At 72.5% G+C, this 17,646-nt stretch carries 17 protein-coding genes and 2 tRNA genes (1 of these 19 only partly in view); 6 read left to right on the forward strand and 13 right to left on the reverse strand.

Annotated elements, in window-relative coordinates; genetic code table 11:
- A protein-coding gene (locus tag MicB006_RS19530; protein WP_116508026.1) for a carbon-nitrogen hydrolase family protein crosses the window boundary here: on the reverse strand, window positions 1–428 show its 5' portion. It extends 370 nt beyond the left edge of the window; 428 of the gene's 798 nt are visible here — the first part of the coding sequence; the start codon lies at window positions 426–428; its stop codon lies off the left edge, out of view.
- A 39-nt stretch (window positions 429–467) separates the two neighbouring features.
- A complete protein-coding gene (locus MicB006_RS19535; protein WP_116511625.1) occupies window positions 468–1,301 on the reverse strand; it encodes an EamA family transporter in 834 nt (277 codons plus the stop codon).
- A gap of 41 nt (window positions 1,302–1,342) precedes the next feature.
- Between MicB006_RS19535 and MicB006_RS19540 the strand changes: the two genes are divergently transcribed.
- Complete coding sequence (locus tag MicB006_RS19540; RefSeq protein WP_073830711.1) at window positions 1,343–1,966, forward strand: helix-turn-helix domain-containing protein; 624 nt, start codon at window positions 1,343–1,345, stop codon at window positions 1,964–1,966.
- Window positions 1,967–1,989: 23 nt separating this feature from the next.
- Here MicB006_RS19540 and clpX read toward each other — a convergent pair whose 3' ends face one another.
- The 5 genes from clpX to MicB006_RS19565 all read right to left on the reverse strand — a co-directional run bounded on the left by clpX (window position 1,990) and on the right by MicB006_RS19565 (window position 6,571).
- Window positions 1,990–3,282 (reverse strand): ATP-dependent Clp protease ATP-binding subunit ClpX, encoded by a 1,293-nt coding sequence (gene clpX / locus MicB006_RS19545; protein WP_116508028.1) that lies wholly within the window; start codon window positions 3,280–3,282, stop codon window positions 1,990–1,992.
- A gap of 226 nt (window positions 3,283–3,508) precedes the next feature.
- Window positions 3,509–4,171: an ATP-dependent Clp protease proteolytic subunit gene (locus MicB006_RS19550; protein ID WP_013288034.1), complete on the reverse strand. Its 663-nt coding sequence runs from the start codon at window positions 4,169–4,171 to the stop codon at window positions 3,509–3,511.
- A gap of 14 nt (window positions 4,172–4,185) precedes the next feature.
- Complete coding sequence (locus MicB006_RS19555) at window positions 4,186–4,827, reverse strand: ATP-dependent Clp protease proteolytic subunit (protein ID WP_073830695.1); 642 nt, start codon at window positions 4,825–4,827, stop codon at window positions 4,186–4,188.
- A gap of 175 nt (window positions 4,828–5,002) precedes the next feature.
- A complete protein-coding gene (tig, locus tag MicB006_RS19560) occupies window positions 5,003–6,349 on the reverse strand; it encodes a trigger factor (protein ID WP_073830694.1) in 1,347 nt (448 codons plus the stop codon).
- A 148-nt stretch (window positions 6,350–6,497) separates the two neighbouring features.
- A tRNA-Pro gene (locus MicB006_RS19565) sits at window positions 6,498–6,571 on the reverse strand.
- 252 nt (window positions 6,572–6,823) lie between these two features.
- Between MicB006_RS19565 and MicB006_RS19570 the strand changes: the two genes are divergently transcribed.
- A tRNA-Gly gene (locus tag MicB006_RS19570) sits at window positions 6,824–6,897 on the forward strand.
- Between the two features lie 88 nt (window positions 6,898–6,985).
- On the opposite strand, the gene MicB006_RS19575 is transcribed toward MicB006_RS19570, so the two are convergent.
- A complete protein-coding gene (locus MicB006_RS19575; RefSeq protein WP_116508030.1) occupies window positions 6,986–7,795 on the reverse strand; it encodes a methyltransferase domain-containing protein in 810 nt (269 codons plus the stop codon).
- A gap of 118 nt (window positions 7,796–7,913) precedes the next feature.
- On the opposite strand from MicB006_RS19575, the gene MicB006_RS19580 reads away from it, so the two are divergent.
- Window positions 7,914–8,534 (forward strand): hypothetical protein, encoded by a 621-nt coding sequence (locus MicB006_RS19580; protein WP_116508032.1) that lies wholly within the window; start codon window positions 7,914–7,916, stop codon window positions 8,532–8,534.
- Window positions 8,535–8,550: 16 nt separating this feature from the next.
- Here the strand turns inward: MicB006_RS19580 and MicB006_RS19585 are convergent, their stop codons facing one another.
- The 4 genes from MicB006_RS19585 to MicB006_RS19600 all read right to left on the reverse strand — a co-directional run bounded on the left by MicB006_RS19585 (window position 8,551) and on the right by MicB006_RS19600 (window position 11,111).
- The gene (locus tag MicB006_RS19585; protein ID WP_152037856.1) at window positions 8,551–8,739 is read right to left on the reverse strand and encodes a hypothetical protein; all 189 of its coding nucleotides are present in this window, start codon (window positions 8,737–8,739) and stop codon (window positions 8,551–8,553) included.
- Window positions 8,740–8,769: 30 nt separating this feature from the next.
- Window positions 8,770–9,555 carry a hypothetical protein gene (locus MicB006_RS19590; protein ID WP_116508036.1) on the reverse strand — a complete coding sequence of 262 codons (786 nt, stop codon included), beginning with the start codon at window positions 9,553–9,555 and terminating at the stop codon, window positions 8,770–8,772.
- 83 nt (window positions 9,556–9,638) lie between these two features.
- Complete coding sequence (locus tag MicB006_RS19595) at window positions 9,639–10,064, reverse strand: nucleoside deaminase (RefSeq protein ID WP_116508038.1); 426 nt, start codon at window positions 10,062–10,064, stop codon at window positions 9,639–9,641.
- 15 nt (window positions 10,065–10,079) lie between these two features.
- Window positions 10,080–11,111, reverse strand: a complete 1,032-nt coding sequence (locus MicB006_RS19600; protein ID WP_116508040.1) for a questin oxidase family protein — start codon at window positions 11,109–11,111, stop codon at window positions 10,080–10,082.
- A gap of 80 nt (window positions 11,112–11,191) precedes the next feature.
- Here MicB006_RS19600 and MicB006_RS19605 point away from each other — a divergent pair, with 80 nt between their 5' ends.
- Complete coding sequence (locus tag MicB006_RS19605; protein WP_116508041.1) at window positions 11,192–11,710, forward strand: hypothetical protein; 519 nt, start codon at window positions 11,192–11,194, stop codon at window positions 11,708–11,710.
- Between the two features lie 9 nt (window positions 11,711–11,719).
- Here MicB006_RS19605 and MicB006_RS19610 read toward each other — a convergent pair whose 3' ends face one another.
- A complete protein-coding gene (locus tag MicB006_RS19610) occupies window positions 11,720–12,367 on the reverse strand; it encodes an MOSC domain-containing protein (protein WP_116508043.1) in 648 nt (215 codons plus the stop codon).
- Between the two features lie 130 nt (window positions 12,368–12,497).
- Between MicB006_RS19610 and MicB006_RS19615 the strand changes: the two genes are divergently transcribed.
- Window positions 12,498–15,431: an Hsp70 family protein gene (locus MicB006_RS19615; protein WP_116508045.1), complete on the forward strand. Its 2,934-nt coding sequence runs from the start codon at window positions 12,498–12,500 to the stop codon at window positions 15,429–15,431.
- Window positions 15,432–15,508: 77 nt separating this feature from the next.
- A complete protein-coding gene (locus MicB006_RS19620; protein ID WP_116508047.1) occupies window positions 15,509–17,632 on the forward strand; it encodes a M14 family zinc carboxypeptidase in 2,124 nt (707 codons plus the stop codon).
- Window positions 17,633–17,646 lie beyond the last annotated feature (14 nt).

Raw genomic sequence — 17,646 nt, forward strand, 5'->3', positions numbered from 1 at the left:
CCTTCGACGTCGACCACCACCGGCTTCTCCCCGGGCGCGACGGTTGCCGACTCCCGGTAGGAGACGCGACCGGGGATCTCCACGTCGTACAAATGGATCTTCCGGTAGGCGGCGGCGAGCGCGCCCTCGCGGTCGAAGACCAGCGAGGTGTTCCAGGTGTGCGCGGCGTCCGGCCCGGCCTCGTGGAACGAGCCGGCGATCACCCACATGCCCAGCCGCCGGGCGGCCTCGGCGAAGAACCGTCCCACCTCGCCGTCGACCGGCTCCGCGGGGGGCATCCGGTCGGCGGGACCGAGGTAGTCGACGTACTCCGGGAGGAGGGCGAGGTCGGCGCCGGCCGCCGCGGCCCTGACCAGCAGGGCCTCGGCGGCGGCGAGGTTCGCCGCCCGGTCGTCGCGGGCGTTGAGCTGGCAGACGGCGACGCGCATGACCCGAGGGTACGGGCGGAAGCGGGCGGACGACAGGGCTCAGACGCTGGACAGCACGAGCGCGGCGGCGGCGAAGCCGAGTCCGGCCAGTTGCACCGGCCGGAGCCGTTCCCGGTCGACGGCGAGCGCGAGCAGGACGGTGCTCGCCGGGTAGAGCGAGGCGATGGCGGCGACCACGCTCAGGTGACCGCGTCCGGCGGCGGCGAGGAAGAGCGCGTTCGCTGCCGAGTCGAGCAGGCCGGCGGCCGCGGCCCAGCCGAGCACCCGCCGCCCGAGGCGCAGGCGTGTGCCGGTGCGCGCGGCGAGCGCGAGGCCGAACGCGACGGAGCTGACGCGTACCGCCAGCACGGGCCACATGCCGGCGCTCTCGTCGGCCTGGCCGAGCAGGGCGAAGAAGACGCCGAAGAGCAGTCCCGCGGTGAGTGCCATGGCCAGGACGCGGCCGGAGACGCGGCGCGCGGCGCCGCGCTCCCCCAGGCTGACCAGCGCGATGGCGACCACGGCGAGCCCGGCGCCGCCCAGCGCCACGGCGCCGGGGGAATGGGCGAGGACCAGGCCGGCGACGATCGGCACGATCGCCGCGGTGATCGCGGTGACCGGCGCGACGACGGCCATGACGCCGGTGGCCAGCGCGCGGTAGAGCAGCATGACGCCGCCCGCGCCCGCCACCCCGGCCAGCAGTCCCCAGCCCAGGTCGAGCGCGCTCGGGGTGCCGGGCACGACGAGGACGAGCACGACCAGCAGCGGAAGGCTGAGCATCTGCGACACGACGGTGACCGCGATCGGGTCGGCCCATCGGGACGCCTTGCCGCCGGAGAAGTCGGCCGTGCCGAAGGCGAGCGCCGAGACGGCGGCGAGGACAATGGGGAGCACCCCGCAGTCGTACCACAATAGTGACCGTGAAGGACAGTGTGATGACCGACGCAAGCGGCCGGGTCGGCGCGGTGACCTCGGCGGTCGCCCGCCAGGTACGTGAGTTGCGAGCCGCCCGCGGCTGGTCCTTCGAGGAACTGGCCGGCCGGTCCGGAGTCAGCAAGGGCATGCTCGTGCAGATCGAGGGCGCCCGCACCAACCCGAGCATCGGGACGCTCTGCCGGGTCGCCGACGCGTTCGGCGTCAGCATCGCCCGGCTGCTGGAGCCGGCCGAGGAGAGCACGGTACGGATCAGCGCGGCCGATGACGCGCCGGTGCTGTGGCGCGGCCCGCACGGCGGCCTGGCGCGGCTGCTCAGTGGTCTCGGCGAACCCGACCTGGTCGAGCTGTGGGACTGGCGGATGGAACCCGGTGAGGTGCTGCGCTCCCCCGACCACGCCCACGGCACCCGGGAGATCCTGCACGTGCTCGACGGCGCCGCGACCGTCACCGTCGACGGCGTCGACCACGAGGTACGCGCCGGCGAGACTGTCGAGTTCCACGCCGACCGCGAGCACGGCTACCGCACTGCAGGCGACGAGCCGGTACGCCTGATGATGGTGGTGGTCACCCCGTCGGGCGAGTGGGACCGGCGGACCCGCTCACGCGGACCGCGCCCGAGCTGACCCGGGCGCGGTCGCGACGGCGGTCAGGCCGACTTCTCCTCGCGGTCCCGCCGGCGCCGGCCGGTGAACTCGCGGGGCACGATCGTCGGGTTGACGTTCTCCAGCACGGCCTCGCGGGTGATCAGCACCCGTGCGGCGTCGGGGTTGCTCGGCACCTCGTACATCACGGAGAGGAGAACCTCTTCCATGATCGCCCGCAGCCCACGGGCGCCGGTGCCGCGGAGCATGGCCTGATCGGCGATGGCCTCCAGCGCGGGCTGCTCGAACTCCAGCTCCACGCCGTCCAGCTCGAACAGGCGCTGGTACTGCCGGACCAGCGCGTTGCGCGGCTCGGTCAGGATCCGCACCAGGGCCGACCGGTCCAGGCTGCGCACGTTGGTGATTACCGGAAGCCGGCCGATGAACTCGGGGATCAGCCCGAACTTCAGCATGTCCTCCGGCATGACCTGGCTGAAGATGTCGTCGGTCGACCGCTCGGAGACCGACCGGAGCCGGGCGCCGAAGCCGGTGCCGCCGGAGCCGGTGCGGGCCTCGATGATCTGATCCAGCCCGGCGAACGCGCCACCGCAGATGAACAGCACGTTCGTGGTGTCGATCTGGATGAACTCCTGGTGCGGGTGCTTGCGCCCGCCCTGCGGCGGCACGTTGGCGACAGTGCCTTCGAGCATCTTCAGCAGCGCCTGCTGCACGCCCTCCCCGGAGACGTCACGGGTGATCGAGGGGTTCTCCGACTTACGGGCGATCTTGTCGACCTCGTCGATGTAGATGATGCCCGTCTCGGCGCGCTTGATGTCGTAGTCGGCGGCCTGGATCAGCTTCAGCAGGATGTTCTCGACATCCTCGCCGACGTAGCCCGCCTCGGTGAGCGCGGTGGCGTCCGCGATCGCGAACGGGACGTTGAGCATCCGGGCGAGCGTCTGCGCCAGGTGGGTCTTGCCGCAACCGGTCGGGCCGAGCAGCAGGATGTTGGACTTGGCCAGCTCCACCCCGTCGGTGCCGGAGCCCGGGGCGCCGGCGGCCTCGGCCTGGATCCGCTTGTAGTGGTTGTAGACCGCGACGGCGAGCGCCTTCTTGGCCTGCTCCTGACCGACCACGTAGTTGTCGAGGAACTGGCAGATCTCCATCGGCTTGGGAAGCTCTTCCCACTTCACCTCGCCGGACTCGGCCAGCTCCTCTTCGATGATCTCGTTGCAGAGATCGATGCACTCGTCGCAGATGTAGACGCCAGGGCCCGCGATGAGCTTCTTGACCTGCTTCTGCGACTTGCCGCAGAACGAGCATTTCAGTAGGTCGCCGCCGTCACCGATCCGTGCCACCTACGTTCTCCCTGCACTCATCGGCCGGAAGCCGGCCCTGACCTGCGAACGCCGGAGCGCCCGTCCGTCCTGTCGTTCCACCATGCTGTCGGATCCACCCGATCCGACCGGCGGAGCGGTACAGACCCGACGTTACCCGGTGGCCGGGTTTTCTCCGACCCCCAAAACCGGTGTGTCAGAGGTCGACCGGGAACGATACCCCGACCGACCTCCGACCACACGTGGCTCAGCCCGCGGCGTGCGACGCCAGCAGACCCTTCTTGCGGCTGGTCAGGATGGTGTCGACCAGCCCGTACTCCTTGGACTCCTCGGCCGTCATGATCTTGTCACGGTCGATGTCCTTACGGACCTGCTCGATCGGGCGGTTGCAGTGCCGGGACAGCATGTCCTCCAGCTGCGTCCGCATCCGCAGGATCTCCCGCGCCTGGATCTCGATGTCCGAGCCCTGGCCGTAGCCGCCCTCGGTGGCCGGCTGGTGGATGATGATCCGGGAGTTGGGCAGCGCCATCCGCTTACCCGGCGTGCCCGCGGAGAGCAGCACCGCCGCCGCGCTCGCCGCCTGCCCGAGGCAGACGGTCTGGATGTCCGGGCGGACGTACTGCATGGTGTCGTAGATCGCCGTCATGGCGGTGAAGGAGCCACCGGGCGAGTTGATGTACATGATGATGTCCCGGTCCGGGTCGGTGCCCTCCAGCGTCAGCAGCTGGGCCATCACGTCGTTGGCCGACGCGTCGTCCACCTGGACGCCGAGGAAGATGATCCGGTCCTCGAAGAGCTTGTTGTACGGGTTGGACTCCTTCATCCCGTACGACGTGCGCTCGACGAACGACGGCAGGACGTAGCGGTTGTGCACGGCCGCGAACTGGGGCGGCAGGCTCAGGTCGGTCATCGTCAGCTCCTCGGTCAGCTCAGGGTCCCGGCGCCATCCGGAACCTGGGCGGCCCCGATGATCACCTTGTCGATGAAGCCGTAGTCCATGGCCTCCTGGGCGGTGAACCAGCGGTCACGGTCCGAGTCCGCCTCGATCTGTGCCTGGGCCTGGCCGGTGTGGAACGCGACCCGCTCCTGGAACATCCGCTTGGTGTAGAGCATCTGCTCGGCCTGGATCGCGATGTCCGACGCGGTGCCGCCGAGGCCACCCGACGGCTGGTGCATCATGATCCGCGCGTGCGGCAGGGCGTACCGCTTGCCCTTGGTGCCGGCACAGAGCAGCAGCTGGCCCATGGAGGCCGCCATGCCCATCGCCACGGTCGAGACGTCGTTGTCGATGTACTGCATCGTGTCGTAGATCGCCATGCCGGAGTAGACCGAGCCACCCGGCGAGTTGATCCAGAGGAAGATGTCGCGGTCCGGGTCCTCCGCCGCGAGCAGCAGCAGCTGCGCGCAGATGCGGTTGGCCACCTGGTCGTTCACCTCGCTGCCCAGGAAGATGATCCGCTCCTTGAGCAACCGGTTGTAGACCGAGTCGTCGAGGTTGCCAATGGAGTCGCCACCGCGGGCCTCGTTCACCCGGAGCGACTTCTTGGGGATGTGCATGTCGGTCATGGCAGCCCTTCGCTCTCCGTACCGTCCTACCCGACACTAACCGCTCACCCGGGAGGCGTACTCCCGGTCGGGGCACTGTTCGCTCTCAGCGCAGTCACCCGCACGGCGTACCCCGGAAAGGGTTTCGGCCGCCTCCCGGCGCGCAGCGCGGGACGGCGGCCGACACCCCCGACGGTCAGTGCTGGTGGTCGTGCTCGGCCTCGTTCTGGGCCCGCAGCGCGTCGAGGGAGACCTCGTTGCCCGCCGAGTCCTTGATCTTGATCTTCTCCATCACCGCGGCGAGCGCCTTGCCCCGGCGGACGTCGCCGAAGACGGCCGCGGCGGCGCCGGAGCGGACCAGCTGGTCGTAGTACTGCTGCGGGGCCATGCCGGCGCGCTGCGCGCGGTGCACGATCTCGTGCCCGAACTCGTCGTCGGAGACCTGCACGTCCTCGGCGTCGGCGAGGGTGTCCAGCAGGAGCTGGATCTTGACGCCGTCGGTGGCCGCCTCGGTCAGCTCGGTGTCGATCTGCTCCTCGGTCTTCTCCTCCGCCGCGAGGTATTCCTCCAGGGAGGCACCGATGCGCTCGAGCTGGTCGACCATCGCGGCCTTGCGGCTCTCGACCTCCTCCTTGACGACACCCTCGGGCGCCGGCACCTCGGCGGCGGCCACCATCTGCTCCAGGGCCTTGTCGCGGGCGGCGTAGATCTGCTCGACCTGCTTGTTCCGGGTCACCCGCTCACGCAGGTCGGCGCGCAGCTCGTCGATGGTGTCGAACTCGCTGGCCATCTGCGCGAAGTCGTCGTTGAGCTCGGGGAGCTCCTTCTCCTTGACCGTGCGGACGGTCACCGCCACGTCGGCGTCGCGGCCGGCGTAGTCGCCGCCGACGAGCTGCGTGGTGAAGGTGGTGTCGTCGCCGGCGGCCAGGCCGACGAGCGCCTCGTCCAGACCCGGCAGGAGTTGCTTGCTGCCCACCTCGTGCGAGATGTTGCTCGCCGAGCCGCCCGGGACCTCCTCGCCGTCGACAGTGGCGTTCAGGTCGATCTGCACGAAGTCGCCCTCCTGGGCGGCCCGCTCGACGGTCTTCAGCGTGGCGAACCGCTCGCGCAGGCTGTTGATCTGCTCGTCGATCTCGCTGTCGGCGATCTCGATCTCGTCGACGGTCACCTCGATGGTGGCCGGGTCCGGCAGGGTGATCTCCGGCCGGACGTCCACCTCGGCGGTGAAGTTGAGCGAGTCGCCGTCGGCGAACTCGGTGATCTCGACCTCGGGACGGCCGAGCGTCTTCAGGTCGTGCTCCCGGACCGCGGCGAGGATGTTCTGCGGGATGGCCTCCTGCACCGCCTCGTTGAGCACGGTGCCCCGGCCGACCCGCTGGTCGATGACGGCAGCGGGGATCTTGCCCCGGCGGAAGCCGGGAACCTGGACCTGCTGGCCGATCTCCCGGTACGCCTTCTTGAGGCTCGGCTCGAGCTCGACGAACGGCACCTCGATGGCGAGCCGCACGCGCGTCGGGCTCAGAGTCTCGACGGTGCTCTTCACAGGCGTACTCCTTGACGGATCTGGGTGTTGGTTCTGGGGCGTGATTGCGCGCATCGAGTGTAGGCGAGCCGGCCGACGGCATCGGCAGGGCCCGGGCACCGCACGGAAAAACCGGCGGTTCCCGGGACGACCCGGTCGCGAACGACAGTCGGGGTGGCGGGATTTGAACCCACGGCCCCTCGCTCCCAAAGCGAGTGCGCTACCAAGCTGCGCCACACCCCGTGGCGACGAAGAGTGTATGCCGTCCGGTCCCCCACGCGGGTGACCGGGGCGCGGCGCGGCGTCCGCCGGGCGGTGTCGGGTGGTGTCGGGCGCCAGTTCGGGGAAGTGGCTGGGTCCGAGGGCCTGGGAAGGCGCCACCTCGCCGAAGTAGTGGCGATCTTGACGGTCGGCGGCGACCGCGGGGGTATGCGCTTCGCGACGTCTACCGGGATTGGGTACGCTGTCGGCGCGCCCTGCCGTGGTGGGGCGCACGCGGGCGTAGCTCAATGGTAGAGCTTCAGTCTTCCAAACTGACGGTGCGGGTTCGATTCCCGTCGCCCGCTCCAACAGCCTCCGGCCCAGGTCAGAGGCTGCCTCCCCTGATCCTGGGCCGGTCACTCCCCCGGGCCATCAGCTGCTCTGGCCGCATGGGTGTCAGGCGCGGCAGAGGATCTCGCCGTGCAGGATGACGAACCAGCCGTCGTCCGCCGCGGCCCACTCCTGCCAGCCCAGGGAGACGCGGCGCAGATCCTCCTCGGTGGCCATGTCCGAGCTCACGAGCTGCCGGGCCAGGTCTGAGTGCAGGATCCGCTCTGCCCACATTCCGCCCCACCATTGGCGGTCCTCGGGGGTGGCGAAGCACCAGGTACTCGCGGTGGCGGTGACGTGGTCGAAGCCGGCGGCACGGGCCCAGGAGAGCAGGCGCCGGCCGGCGTCCGGCTCGCCGCGGTTGGCGCGGGCGGCGCGTTGGTACAGGGCCAGCCATTCGTCCAGCACGGGGAGGCTCGGGAACCAGGTGAACGCCGAGTAGTCGCTGTCCCGCGCGGCTACGAGGCCGCCGGGGCGGCAGACCCGCCGCATCTCGCGCAGCGCCTGCACCGGATCGGCCACGTGTTGGAGTACCTGGTGGGCGTGGACGACGTCGAAGGTGTCGTCGTCGAAGTCGAGGGAGTGCACATCGGCGACCGCGAAGTCGATGTTGTCCTGGCCGCGTGCGGCGGCCTCGGCCTGGGCGAGCTGCAGCGCCTCGGCGCTCATCTCGACGGCGGTGACACGGCCGGGCGTCACCCGGGCGGCGAGGTCGGCGGTGATGGTGCCCGGACCGCAGCCGACGTCGAGCAGTGACGCGCCCGAGGCGAGTTGGGGCAAAAGGTAGGCGGCCGAGTTCTCCGCGGTCCGCCAGCGATGCGACCGCAGCACCGACTCGTGATGCCCGTGTGTGTAAACGTTTTCGGCACTCACCATTGCAGCCCAGCCTCCCGGACGACTTCCTGACGGCCCGTTGAGCATAGCTCCAATGTCTCGAATTATAGGACGACTATCTTGAATAATGGGATGCGGTCGCATCCACTAGCCTGTCGCCGTGGGAACCGACATCTATGGCTTCGTCGAGGTCCGGCACCCCTTCGCGGATGAGGACTGGTACGAGTGGGAGCCGTGGGTGTGCCTGATGCCGATCGCCCCGCTCTATCTGAACGACGACGACGATGCCTTCGCCTGCCTCTTCGGCGTACGGAACTGGCTCCGCTGGGAGCCGGTCGCGGCTGAGCGTGGCCTCCCGGCGGACGTGTCGAGCGCGGTACGTGGCAGCTATGAGAAGGACAGGCAACTGGACTCGGCCGTTCATGGTGCGAGCTGGGTGTCCTGGGCCGAGTTGCGCGACCTCGACATGTCGGTCGTGCCCCTTGCTCGCGGGCTCCTGCGAGTGGAGGATCCGCCGCTGCTGCGCAGGTTCCGGGTGGACGACGAATGGCCCCGCGCGTTCGTCGACAAGTACGGCGTTCCCCCTGCCGGCGCGTCGCCCGTCGAGGCGGCGCCGGGTCGCTGGGACGCGGGCGGGGTCACCGTCGAGTACGGACCGGTGATGACCCGGCACGACGTGCTCGGGCCGGGCACCGGATGGGAGCACGTGTTCGCCGTCATGCGCGTGCTCGGGCAGCGTTTCGGCGATGACGGCGTGCGCCTGGTGGTGTGGTTCGACTAGAGCCACAGTGGTTCGACTAGAGCCACCCGGCTGGAGAGACCTGGTCCTCTGCCTGCTCCAGCCAACGCCGGTACCAGCGGGCGAAGCCGAGCGGCGTGCCGTCGTGGTCGTGGAGCGGCCGGAAACCACTGCCCTCGCCAGCGCCGGGCGCGGCGCCCAGTCGTGCCAGCCGCTCGCGTACGTCGGACCAGTCGGCGCTCGTCACGCGCGGCACGATACCGGCCCCGCGGCGCCGTCAGCCGGCACCCGGGCTGCCCGCCCGCGCGGCAGGCTTCGCGTCGGCGGCGGGCACTGCCGGCTTCTGTCGCTTCGCGAGAACGATCACGAGCACCAGAAGGAGCACGAGCGAGGCCGGCACCAGCACGGGCGCCAGCGACTGCCAGAGCGGCCACACCGGCTCGGCGAGCCCGTCCGTGGCCAGGTCCGTCCAGGTCATCGCGGCGCCCGGGAGCAGGGCGACAGTCACCAGCACACCCACCAGCCGGGGTACGCGCGGCTGTCGCCGCGCCAGCAGCCAGAACAGGGCCGCGCCGGCGGCGGCGCCGAGCAGGGTGCCGGTGATCGTGGCGGCGAGGAACCCGCGGGGCGCGGCCGGTTCCATGCTCAGCCTCGGCCCGTTCGCCAGGTGGGTGAGCGTGAGCGCCGTTCCGTCTCTCTCGGCCCGCCAGCCGTCACACGGGGAACCCGGCACGTCGCGGAACTCCCGCCACCCCCGCGTCTCGGCGGCGACCCGCAGCCGCTCGGACAGCGCGCAGTCCGCACCGCCGCCGTACTGGAGTTCGACCTCGCCACTGCCGAGGTCGTCGGGAGCCAGCGCGACGCCGTACCGGTAGCCGAGCGCGGTGAGCGAGCCGATCGGCTCGGTCCCGGGGAGCAGTTCCTGGGCCGCGCTCAGCGCCTTGTCGAGGCTGACCGGGACGGCGCCCCGGCCGCCGTACCAGGACCCGGCGGCCAGACCGACAATGCCGAGCAGCAGGGCACCGAGCAGGACCACCGCGACGTGCCGCAGCCGATGCCGCACCGGCCCACCCCCTGAAGTAGTGCGGCTCAGCGTAGCCATCACGCGCCATCCCCGGTGCCCGGCGCGAGGGCCGGAACCGCCTCCTAGTAGTGCTCCTCGATCGGCCGGCGCGCCTCGTCGAACAGCGCCGGTCCGTCGTACCGCACCGGGCGCGGCGCCGGGGTGGCCGGCTTGACCTGCTCGAACTGCTCGGTGGACAGCGCGTACACGACCCGGCCGAGGCCGGACGCGTTGATCGCCACAGTGCACATCGGGCAGGGCTGGCAACTGGTGTACATGGTGGTGGCGACCGCGGCCTCGGGGGCGAGCTGCCGGGCGGCCCAGCGGGCCAGCTTCAGCTCCGGGTGCGCGGTGACGTCCCGTTCGGAGACAACCGTGTTGTGGTCCTCGATCAGGACGGTGCCGTCCGCGCCGACCAGCAGCGACGCGAACGGCCGCTCGCCGGACGCGCCGGCCCGGTCGGCGAATTCCACGGCGCGGCGCAGGAACGCTTCGTCGTCGGGGGTCATCGGCTCTCCAGGTGGTCAGTCGGCGGCGATCTGCTCGACGGATCGGGCGGCGACGGCGAGCAGGACCGGGTCGCCGCCGCGGGCGTACGCGTCGCTCAGGGTGTCGGTGAATTTGATCGCGTGCGCGTCCCCGGTGTCCAGCGCCCGCGCCATGACCTCGCCGAGTTCCAGCCCGGCGGCCGGCGGGAGGGCACGAGCCTCGGCCGGTGCGTAGGCGGCGGTGACGGCGGCGGTCGCCGCCCAGGCGGCGGCCAGGCTCGGCTGCCACAGCGTCGGCGGCAGGGCCGGCAGGGCACGCAGTACGGCGTTCGGCGCGGTCGCCGCGTGCACGAGCATGACCGGGGCGGCGTACCCGTGCGTGCCGTGCCGGAGCACGGCGGCGTCGACGACCGCCGCGAGCCGGGTGGGCGCGTCGTCGGCCGCGTCGCCGGGCACCGCCGCCGTCACGGCCGGCCACCGGGTCAGGTCGGCCAGTTGCGCCAGGCGGGACCGGATGCCGAACCGCTGATCGGGTACGCGGGGCACCGCGTCGAGCGCGGACCGCGCGTCGGTCGCGGGGTACGGCCCGGCGCCCGGCGGCGCGAGCGGCTGCCAGCGGGCGGCCCAGTAGGCGAGCCCGTTGCCGAGTTCGGTGACCCGCGGTCCGGTCTCGGCGTCCAGCAGGGCGCGTACGGCGTGGCCGACCCGGATGACGCCGTGGGTGGCGCCGGCGGCGATGCCCGGCAGCAGTCGTGGCCACCACCGGGCCAGCACGTCGCGCCACGGTTCGCCGGCCAGCTCGCGGTCGAAGAAGTCGAGCCAGTCGCCGGTACGCACCGGGTCGCCGAGCGGATCGCGCCACTCGTCGGCGGCGATGCGCCGGATGCCACGTGGACGTTCCTCCAGCCGGTCGGCGTACGCGTCGATCCAGCGGTGCACCGCCCGCCCGTGACCGTGGCGGACCAGCGCCTCCGCGGCCATCGGCACGTGGTTGGACAGCCACCCGTCGCGCTCGGGACCGGTGTGGCGCACGCGCTCGTACGCCTCGTCGAGAACAGAGTTCGGCACACCCGGAAGCGTCCGACCTGAAGTCCGGTTGACGTCAAGCGGCGCGGAACCCGAGTGGGTCGGACGACGTCGAAGCGGTCATGAGACTTCGTGCCCTACTTGTCGTCGCACTGGCAGCTCTCGGCCTCGTCGTGGTCATGTCACCGGCCGAACCCGCCTGGGCGTGCTCGTGCGTCGGGTCCACCACAGAACAGGACGACCGCGCCGACAGCATCGTCGTCGGCACCGTCTCGCAGGTGACCGACCGCGGGGTCGGGCTCACCGTCGAGTCCGTCGAGAAGGGCGGCGCCCAGGTCGGGCACACCCTCGCGCTGAGCGTCCGGCCCGGCAGCGCCTCCTGCGGCTACGACTTCCGCCTCGACACCCGGTACCGGGTGAACTCGACGGGCGGCGCCACCGGCCTGTGCGCCGGAATCCGCGAGGTGTCGGCCCCGACGTCGGCCACCACGTCGTCCGTGGCCTCGGCGGAGCGTACGCGGGTCGCCGGCCGGCATGTCCCCGCCACCTGGTGGATCGTCGGCGGCGTGACGGTGGCGGCGCTCGCCACCGCCGGGCTGGTGGTGGCGGCCAGGCGGCGGACCGGACGCGGACACCCCTGACGGGCGCGGTCAGGACAGGCGGCGGCGGATCCGCGCCATGTCCTCCTCGGGCAGCGCGTCGGCCACCAGCAGCCGGGGCAGCAGCTCCGTCTCCAGTGTCGTGGCCCGGAACACCAGCGCCACCGTCACGTCGTGGTCGGGCCGGTGCACGACCTCGACCGGGTCTCCGGCCCCGACGCTGCCGGGCGTGACCACCCGCAGGTACGCCCCGGGCCGTACCTCCTCGGTGAACCGCTTCATCCAGCCGCGCTCGCCCAGCCACCCCTGGAACGTGCCGCACGGGATGCGCGGGCAGGTGACCTCCAGCACCAGGTCCGGGCCGATCCGCCACCGCTCGCCGATCAGCGCGCCGTTGACGTCCAGCCCGGTGGTGGTCAGGTTCTCCCCGAAGCAGCCGTCGGCGAGCGGGCGGCCCAGCTCGGCCTCCCAGTGGTCGAGGTCCTCCCGCGCGTACGCGTAGACCGCCTGGTCGGCGCCGCCGTGGTGGGCCACGTCGTAGACCCGGTCGCCCGCGAGCCCGACGGCGCCGGTGCCCTTCGGTCCGGGCGCGGTGACGGCGACCCGGCCGTCCACGGGCCGCTTGTCGATGCCGGTGGCCCCGATGCCCTTCCAGGGGTTCGGTTGCGGTCGGCCCACGTTGACGGAGATCACCCTCATGACGGCGACGGTATGCGGAGCAGGGCCGGACGGGCCAGTCCATTCCCCCGGGCCGGGTGAACGGTGAGGCGGCGCGGCCTGCGTACGATGCGGGCCGGACATCCTCGTCGGGTGGTGGAGGTAGCCGCGGATGGCAGGCCAGCAGGACGGTTTCGCCCTCGGCGTGGACCTCGGCACCTCGAACACGGTGGCGGTGTTGCGCTGGCCGGACGGGCGGACCCGGCCGGTGCTCGTCGACGGCCATCCGATCCTGCCCTCCGGCGTGTACGCCGACGCGGACGGTCACCTGCACGTCGGGCGGGACGCGCAACGCCTGGCCCAGGCCGACCCGGCCGCCTACGAGCCGAACCCGAAGCGCCGGGTCGACGAGGAGACCGTCGAGCTGGGCGGGCGGGCGTACCGGCCGGCGGAGCTGCTGGCCGCGACGTTGCGCGCGGTCGCGGACGCGGCGGTGGCGGCGGTCGGGATGCTGCCCCCGGCGGTGGTCACGCACCCGGCGGCCTGGACGCCGGCCCGCCGTCAGGTGCTGCACGACGCGCTGGAACTCGCCGGCTGGCCGGCCGCGGCCGAGCACACGCTCGCCGGGCCGATCGCGCCCGGCACCCGCCTGCTGCGCGAGCCGGTGGCCGCGGCGCGTTACTTCACGCAGGTGCTGCGCCGGCCGGTGCCGGTGGGCGGTTCGGTGGCGGTGTTCGACTTCGGCGGCGGCACGCTCGACGTGGCGGTGCTGCGCAACGAAGGCGCCGACCCGTGGGGCGACTCCGGCTTCCAGTTGATCGCCACCGGCGGGATCCCCGACCTCGGCGGGCTCGACCTGGACGCGGCCCTGCTCGGACGGCTCGGTGAGCTGGTCGGCCCGGCCCATCCGGGCGAGTGGGCCCGGCTGACCGATCCGACGACCACCGCCGAGCGGCGGGACCGCCAGCAGCTCTGGGACAACGTGCGCGGCGCGAAGGAGATGCTGTCCCGGGCCATGGTGGCGCCGGTGGCCGTACCGGGGGTGGAGGCGGCGGTGCCCCTGACCCGGGAGGACTTCGAACGCCTGGCCGCGCCGCTGCTGGCCCGGGCGGTGACGGAGACACGGGAGGTGACCGCCGCCGCCGGGCTGCGCCCGGAACAGCTCAGCGGCCTGTTCCTGGTCGGCGGGTCGACCCGGGTGCCGCTGGTGGCCCGGCTGCTGCACGCCGAGCTGGGCATCGCGCCGACGGTGCTGGAGCAGCCGGAGATGCCGGTCGCCGAGGGCGCGCTCACCGACCTGCCGCTGCCCCGGCGGTCCGGGCGCCCCGCCGTGCCGGCCCAGCTCGCGTCGGCCCAGCCCGCGCCCACGCAGCCCGAACGGACAGGGCCCGCGCCGGGCGGGACCGGCACCGACACGGCGAGCGCCGCCACGGTCGCGGCCGGTGCGACGAGGACGAGCCCGACCGCGCCCCTCGGCGGTCCGGACGCGGCGCCCGCCGGTCCGCACGGCACGCTGGTCGCCGACGGGCCCGTCCCGCAGACCCCAGCCACCAGGTACGACGGCACGCCGCTCGCCGGCCCGGTTCCGCCCCAGCCCACGAGGTACGACCACATGCCGGCCGCCCACGGTCCGGTTCCGCCGTACCCGGGTTACGGCGTACCCGGACCGTCCGCGCCCCCGCCCGGCGGCGGCCGGCCGTCCGGCGTACCCGGAACGCCCTTCTCCCCCGCGCCGAACGGTGTCCGGCCCGGCGGCGGCCGGCCACGGCGCGGCCGGTGGATCGCGCTCGGCGCGGGTCTCGTGGTCGTCGCCGTGGCGGCGGTGGTGCTGCTCTGGGTGTTCCGGGACCGGCACCCGGCGCTGGACTTCCACACCGCCGAGCTGGTGAAGACGGTGCCCGCCGGTGACACGCGGACGGGCCAGATGTTCACCGCGACGCTCGGGAACCGCTCCTATCTGGTCCGGTCGCTGCCCGACGGCCACCTCCACGTGACAGCCGTCGAGGCGGCCACCGGCACGACGGTCTGGGAGAAGCGGACCGACGCGGCCACGCAGCGGTGGGCGGGGGTCCGGGCGCTGCCCGACGGGCTGCTCGTCCTCGGCGAGGGCACCGGCAGCACCCCGCGCGTGCTCGCGGTGCTCGACGGCGATTCCGGCACGCAACGGTGGCGGACCGAGATCGGCCGCGACGACGCGCTGTTCTTCGGGCCCGACACGGTGGTCCGGGTCGACCGCGCCGGCGAGCGCCTGGTCGGGTTGCGGCTGGACGACGGCCGGCAGCGGTGGGAGCGGCGCAACCCGCGCACCGAGTACGGCGACGCGCGCACGAAGGTGCTGCCGGTCGGCACCGGCGCGGCGCTGGACGGGCCCGGGAACGCCGAGGGCTCACCGCTCGTCCCCTGGGCGGGGAAGGCGGACCGGCTCGTGCAGGTCGGCGCGGACCGCTCGGTCCGGGTCCTGGAGCTGCGCAGCGGCAAGATCCTCAAGGACCGGGGCAACGTGGCAGGCCTCGACGATCCGATGGCCGCCCGCGACGACCGGCTGTACGTGGCGGAGGACGACCGTGGCCTGCGGCTGCTCGCCTACGACCTGGCCGGTCTCGGCACGCCCAGCGTGCTGTACGAGGCGCCGGAGCAGGGCGGCCGGGTGAAGGATCTGGTCACCTGCGGGGAACGTCGCGTGTGCCTGCTGGAGACGCCCGCCGGCGGCGCCGACGGCACCCGGGTCGTGGCGGCGACCGAGGGTGAGGGCACCCGGCAGTGGGCGGCGCCACGCGCCGAGTCGCTGGTGCCGGTCGGTCAGCACGTGCTGGCCGTGCAGGGCTCGCCGGACGCGGTGACGCTGTTCGCGCCGGACGGCACGGCGAAGGTGCTGCGGGACCGGGACGGGTTCGCGGTCCGGCTGGATGCCGGCAACCTGCTGATCTTCTCCGAGGCGCCGAGCGCGTACGAGGACGACCGGGTCCTCGCCGGGACGGCGGTGGACGGCAAGCCGGTCGAGATGGGGCAGTTGAAGCAGATCCGCAGCGAGTCCTGCTCGTGGAACACGGAGATTCTGGTGTGCGGCGCGGACAAGGAGTTCCGGTTGTACCGGTTCGCCGGCTGACCGGAAGTGAGCTTGACAGCGATCGATGCCTCGACTGGTGTGAACGGCAGAGAGATCGACGTTCGTCAGGAGGCCCCGTGTTCGTCCGACGACGGTGGACCGCGCTCGCCACCACAAGCATCCTGATCGCCGCTGTCCTGTCCCATCCCGGCCCCGGCGCCGCCGCGCCGGCCGCCCCCGCGATCACCCTCGCCCCCGCCGAGACCGCCCTGGTGCGCGTCCAACTGGCCGACCGGGCCCAACTCGACCGCCTCGTCGCCGGCGGCGCGGACCTGGCCAACCGTCCCCGCTCCCGCGACGGCGAGTGGATCGCCGACCTGGTCCTCACCGGCCGGCAGCTCACCGACCTCACCCGGCAGGGCGCCACCGCCCTGCAGGTGGTGCAGCGGGCCGACGACGGCACCCGCAGGATCGCGGAGAGCCGCCGCGCCGCCCAGGAGCGCACCCGCGCCGGGCTGCGGACGAGCGGCGCCGCCACCGCTGTCGACACGCTCCAGTTCCTCCAGGCGTACTGGTGGACCACCGGCGGGCGGACCTTCCTCCAGGCCCAGGTCGCCACCACCGCCACCGACGACCCGGACGTGGAGATCACCGTCACCTGGCGTACGGCCGACGGCGCCACCGGCTCGTTCCCGCTGTACCGCTTCGAGGACTCGGGCGAGTACCAGTACCACTACGAGCTGCCGCAGCCGGTGCCGAGCCGGCCGGTGCAGCTCACCGCCACCTCCACGCTGGGCGGCACGAGCCGGCCGGTGACGCCGTCGCTGTGGCCGAACGCGACCCCGCCGCCGCAGCCGGCCGGCTACCAGAAGGACTTCATCGACGCGTATCTGACGCCGGTGGACATCAAGGCGCGCATCGCCCGGCTCGGCCGGCAGTACCGCGACCTGGTCGACGTCATCGACCTGCCGAACAAGACCCAGGGGTACCGCCGCAACGCCGCCGCCTACCTGGGCGACCCGGCGGCCGCCGCCGTGGTGGTGGAGTCGGTCCGCTTCGGCGACCAGGGCATGAACGGCGTGCAGGTACGCACCGTCGACCCGGGCCGGCCGAACCGGCCGCTGAGCATGCGCTACCGGGACCGGGTGCTCACGATTTCGCTGGCCACCGACCGCGCGGGCACTGTGACGAGCACCACCGACGACGTCGCCGCCCTGATCAACGCGCCGCGCGGCGCCCGCTTCCGGGCAACTGTGGAGGAGGGTTCGGCCGGGCTGCCGATGCCGGTCGCCGGGCCGGTACGCCTCGACGACGGATTGCAGGGCACCGAGGTGCCGGCCCGGCCGTGGACGGTGCAGGCGCTGCGCATCGGCAAGCACCGTGACGGCTCCCGGATCGGCGTGCTGGCGTACTCGCAGGAGCACGCCCGCGAGTGGGCCACCCCGCTCGTCACGCTGGAGTTCGCCGAGCGGCTGCTGGCGAACGCGCGTACCGACGCGGCGACCCGCAAGCTGCTGGAGCAGGTGGACGTGTTCGTCATCCCGACGGTCAACCCGGACGGGGCGAACTACTCGTTCCACGACTACAACTTCCAGCGCAAGAACCTGGTCAACCACTGCGCCGGCGAGGCACGGGACCCGAAGTACCGGAACATGTGGGGCGTCGACGTCAACCGCAACTACACCGTCGGATCCCTGTTCGACGGGTACGTGGGCGCGAGCGCGAACTGCCTGTCCGGCAACTACGCGGGCACTGCGGAGCTGTCCGAGCCGGAGAGCCGCAACGTGGTCGACCTGGCCAAGGCCCATCCGAACATCAGGTTCGCGATGAACGTGCACTCCTACGGCGGCTACTTCATGTGGCCGCCCGGGGCGTACAAGGCCGACGGGCGGGTGACGCTGCCGCGCCCGTCGATCGACGAGTCGACGCTGTTCCTGGCCAGCGCCCGGCGCATCGTCGGGGCCATCGCGGCCGAGCGCGGCACCGTCACCTGGCCGTCGCAGACCGGCCCGGTCGCCGACGTGCTCTACTCGGCGGCCGGCAACTCGGCCGACCAGCTCTACTACGAGCTGGGCATCTTCGCCTGGGACTTCGAGGTCGGCAACGACAGGTGGAACGAGGCCACCGGCCAGTGGGAGGGCGTCGGCTTCCAGCCGCCGTTCGACGAGGCGCACGGCGAGGCTCAGGAGTACGCCGGCGGCCTGGTGGAGCTGGTCCGGGTGGCCCGCGACTACGCGGCCCGCAACCCGGTCCGGCGCTGAGGGCAGGCGGTCCC

The organism is Micromonospora sp. B006 (genome assembly GCF_003408515.1).
In the GTDB taxonomy this organism is placed as follows: Bacteria; Actinomycetota; Actinomycetes; order Mycobacteriales; family Micromonosporaceae; genus Micromonospora; species Micromonospora echinospora_A.

Bases quoted from the DNA above. Each gene is read 5' to 3' on its own strand.
- MicB006_RS19575 (WP_116508030.1), bottom strand. From the start codon at position 7,795: ATGGTGAGTGCCGAAAACGTTTACACACACGGGCATCACGAGTCGGTG.
- MicB006_RS19540 (WP_073830711.1), top strand. From the start codon at position 1,343: ATGACCGACGCAAGCGGCCGGGTCGGCGCGGTGACCTCGGCGGTCGCC.
- MicB006_RS19605 (WP_116508041.1), top strand. From the start codon at position 11,192: ATGAGACTTCGTGCCCTACTTGTCGTCGCACTGGCAGCTCTCGGCCTC.
- MicB006_RS19555 (WP_073830695.1), bottom strand. From the start codon at position 4,827: ATGACCGACATGCACATCCCCAAGAAGTCGCTCCGGGTGAACGAGGCC.
- MicB006_RS19595 (WP_116508038.1), bottom strand. From the start codon at position 10,064: ATGACCCCCGACGACGAAGCGTTCCTGCGCCGCGCCGTGGAATTCGCC.
- MicB006_RS19615 (WP_116508045.1), top strand. From the start codon at position 12,498: ATGGCAGGCCAGCAGGACGGTTTCGCCCTCGGCGTGGACCTCGGCACC.
- MicB006_RS19610 (WP_116508043.1), bottom strand. From the start codon at position 12,367: ATGAGGGTGATCTCCGTCAACGTGGGCCGACCGCAACCGAACCCCTGG.
- MicB006_RS19550 (WP_013288034.1), bottom strand. From the start codon at position 4,171: ATGACCGACCTGAGCCTGCCGCCCCAGTTCGCGGCCGTGCACAACCGC.